The sequence below is a fragment of the Arenimonas sp. genome, assembly GCF_044348765.1.
Taxonomy (GTDB): Bacteria; Pseudomonadota; Gammaproteobacteria; order Xanthomonadales; family Xanthomonadaceae; genus Arenimonas.
The window spans coordinates 1-3,283 of sequence record NZ_JBIKSE010000077.1; the positions used below are offsets into that span (position 1 = coordinate 1).

The following is a 3,283-nucleotide window of genomic DNA, read 5'->3' on the forward strand; positions in this document are numbered from 1 at the left end:
CTCGCCGTCGCCATCGCGCAGATGCGCGTGCAGTGCATGGCGCGGCTTCAAGCTTTGTCCGCACAGACGTTCGCCGATGGCGCGCGCCTCCGGCCCGGACACCCGGACAATGCCGACGCCGGCCGGACCGAACGCGGTGGCGAGCGCGGCGATGGTGTCGGTCGTGGCCGTCATCGCACGCGCCGGATTATTTCGCCGGCGCGGGATGGTGACCGTGCGTGCCGTATTTCTTGGTCATCCACCACTGCTGGGCCAGACCGAGCAGACCGTTGGTCACCCAGTACAGCACCAGGCCGGACGGGAAGAAGGCCATCATCACGCCGAAGATCAGCGGCATGAAGGTCATCATCTTCTTCTGCAGCGGATCCATGCCTGGCATCGGCGTCAGCTTCTGGGTCAGGAACATGACGATCAGATTCAGTGCCGGCAGGATGAAATACGGATCGGCGTCGGTCAGGTTCTGGATCCAGCCGATCCACGGCGCCTGCCGCAGCTCGACTGATTCCACCAGCACCCAGTAGAGCGCCAGGAAAATCGGGATCGGAATCAGCATCGGCAGACAGCCGGCGGCCGGATTGATTTTTTCCTTCTTATACAGCTCCATCTGCGCGACCGCGAATTTCTGGCGGTCGTCGCCGTAGCGTTCTTTCAACGCCTCGATGCGCGGCTGGATGGCGCGCATTCGGGCCATGCTCTGATACTGTTTGGCCGACAACGGGAACAACAGGGCCTTCAGCACGATGACGATAGCGATGATGGCCCAGCCCCAGTTGCCGAGCAGATCATGCAGTTTGGATAACAGCCAGAACAGTGGCTGCGCAAGGAAACTGAAAATGCCGTAATCCACGCTGAGGTCAAGGGTCGGGTGCACGGCATTCATCGCTTTCTGCGCTTTCGGGCCGACCCACAGGCGGTCTTCTCGGCTGTGGCTGGCACCAGGCGCCAGTACGGTTTCGCCGGAAATGCCGCGCACCAGATAATAGGCCTGTGACAACGGGCCCTCGGTGGCTATGGAATAGGTCTGGGTATCGCCTTTGGCCGGCAACCAGACTGATACGAAATGATGTTCGAGCATGCCGAACCAGCCATCGGTGATGGGCTTGTTCGGGCTCTGGATGGTGCCGTCATCATAATAATCCGCAAAACTGATTTTTTCGTATTTGTCGGGCTCGCCGTACCAGGCCGAACCGATGAAGCTGAAAGACTCCGGATCGGTGAAACCGGCATGTTTCGGCGGCGGCGGCGGCGGGATACGCTTGAGTTGTTCATAGGCAAAGCCCGACCACGGCGCGGGGCCGGTGTTGCGCAGGGTCTGTTGCAGGGCGATCTCGAACTTGCCGCGCTGCAACACCAGGGTTTTAGTCAGACTGATGCCGCTGGCATCGGTCCAGACGAAGGGTACCGACAAGCTGTCCTGGCCCGGCCTCAATTGGTAACGGCGCTGTCCATCTGCGGTGGTGAATAAGGCATTATGGTTCGGTTCGGAGGCATGTGTGCGGGTGAGCCATCCGGATTCGGCAATGAAGAAATGGGTGCTGCTGTTATCCAGGAGCAAGACGTTATCGCTTCCGGCTTTTTTTTCTTTCGGGTAGGTCAACAATTCGGCACGGACGATGCTGACGCCCTTCAAATCCACGGTTAGGCGATACACATCGGAGACAATTTCCACGGTTTGTGCGGCGCTTGCGGTAGCGGCAACCGGTAAGGCCGGTGCGCCATTTATGGGCGCGGCGGGCAGTGCCGGCAACGCACCGACGGCAGTCGGCGATGGCGCAGAGACGGCGGGGGCATTGACGGCCGGTGCTTGCGGCATTGGCATGGGGGCTTGCCACTGCTGGAACAATAGAAAAGCGACCGCCAACCAGGCGATCAGAAGAAAGGTGCGTGTTTGATTCATGGGTGATTTCAGCAAGCGGCAGGGCAAGTGGTCAATTTTACTGTGTTTGGGTGCCGTGCGCCTGTTTTACAGGGTTTCGCTCGGCATCATCGCTGAAAACAAACGGCCGAGGTCCGCGCGGACCTCGGCATTGGTGGCCTCCCGGGCGCGAGTATATGCCACCAAGACATAATCGCCCGGAGTTTTTACAGTGCCTCGGAAGGCTTCGCGGCACAGGCGCTTGAGTCGGTTGCGGGTAACCGAAAGCGGCACCGCTTTCTTCGGCACGGCCAGACCCAAGCGGGCCGAGGCGCTTCCCGGCAGGAAATGCAGACGAAAAAATACGCCCGAGTGCTTCAAGCCCGTTTTGAATACGGCTTGGAACTCAGGCGCGGCACGCAGACGTGCGGATTTCGGAAACGGCTGTGGCGACGGATCGGCCATGGCCAGAGGCAGCCCAGAGGCTGCCGGAGCATTAGACGCAGAGGCGGGCGCGGCCCTTGGCGCGGCGACGGGCCAAAACCTTGCGGCCATCGGCGGTTTTCATGCGGGCACGAAAACCGTGGTCGCGCTTGCGCTTGATATTGCTGGGTTGGTACGTGCGTTTGGTGGCCATGACGGCACCTCGTTCAAAAAGGGGGTGTAGTGAACTGGAAAGTATAACGCCTTCACGGGCTTGCCGTCAAGTGACACAAGGCTTGGCAGAACCCGAGACAACAGGCTAGACTGGTCAACCGAGTGAGTTATCCACAGAAGATTTAAGCCCGCATGAACGTTTGGTCGCAATGTTTGCAGCGCCTGGAGCAGGAATATCCGGCGGAAGATGTCCACACCTGGCTGAAGCCCCTTCAGGCCAGCCGGAACAATGATGAGTTGCAGTTGCTGGCACCGAACGCCTTTGTGGTCGATCAAGTACGTGAACATTACCTGTCGCGCATCCAAGAACTGGCCAAACATTATTCCGGCGCCGAACTGGCGGTGCGCATCCAGGTCGGATCCAGTTCGAAAGCGGCAGCTCCGGTCAAAAACGTTGCCAAAAAGGCCGCTGAAACCGATTTTCAGGGTAATGTCGATAGCCACTACACCTTCGATAATTTCGTGGTGGGTAAATGCAACCAAATGGGCCATGCCATGGCTCTGCAGGTCGCCAAGAATCCCGGAAAGGCCTACAACCCACTGCTGCTTTACGGAAGCACGGGCCTGGGCAAAACCCACCTGATGTATGCCGCTGGCAATTTCATGCGCGCCCACAACCCGGGCATGCGCGTGCTGTACCTGCGTTCGGAGCAGTTTTTCAACGCCATGATGAAAGCTTTGGCCGACAAGACCATGGCGCAGTTCAAGAAACAATTCCAGCAGGTTGATGCATTGCTAATCGACGATATCCAGTTCTTCGCGGGCAAGAAC

At 58.9% G+C, this 3,283-nt stretch carries 4 protein-coding genes and 1 pseudogene; 1 reads left to right on the plus strand and 4 read right to left on the minus strand.

What is annotated here, in order from left to right; translation table 11 throughout:
• The 4 genes and pseudogenes from ACIQ0Q_RS08515 to rpmH form a co-directional block, all read right to left on the minus strand.
• Nucleotides 1–174, minus strand: a pseudogene (locus ACIQ0Q_RS08515) (tRNA uridine-5-carboxymethylaminomethyl(34) synthesis GTPase MnmE); the annotation flags it as partial.
• 13 nt (nucleotides 175–187) lie between these two features.
• Nucleotides 188–1,897 carry a membrane protein insertase YidC gene (yidC, locus tag ACIQ0Q_RS08520; protein ID WP_395772512.1) on the minus strand — a complete coding sequence of 570 codons (1,710 nt, stop codon included), beginning with the start codon at nucleotides 1,895–1,897 and terminating at the stop codon, nucleotides 188–190.
• 66 nt (nucleotides 1,898–1,963) lie between these two features.
• Complete coding sequence (gene rnpA, locus ACIQ0Q_RS08525) at nucleotides 1,964–2,320, minus strand: ribonuclease P protein component (RefSeq protein ID WP_395772513.1); 357 nt, start codon at nucleotides 2,318–2,320, stop codon at nucleotides 1,964–1,966.
• Nucleotides 2,321–2,351: 31 nt separating this feature from the next.
• The gene (gene rpmH / locus ACIQ0Q_RS08530; RefSeq protein ID WP_395772514.1) at nucleotides 2,352–2,492 is read right to left on the minus strand and encodes a 50S ribosomal protein L34; all 141 of its coding nucleotides are present in this window, start codon (nucleotides 2,490–2,492) and stop codon (nucleotides 2,352–2,354) included.
• Between the two features lie 152 nt (nucleotides 2,493–2,644).
• Here rpmH and ACIQ0Q_RS08535 point away from each other — a divergent pair.
• On the plus strand, nucleotides 2,645–3,283 hold a 639-nt coding region (locus ACIQ0Q_RS08535; RefSeq protein WP_395772515.1), incomplete at its 3' end, for a DnaA ATPase domain-containing protein.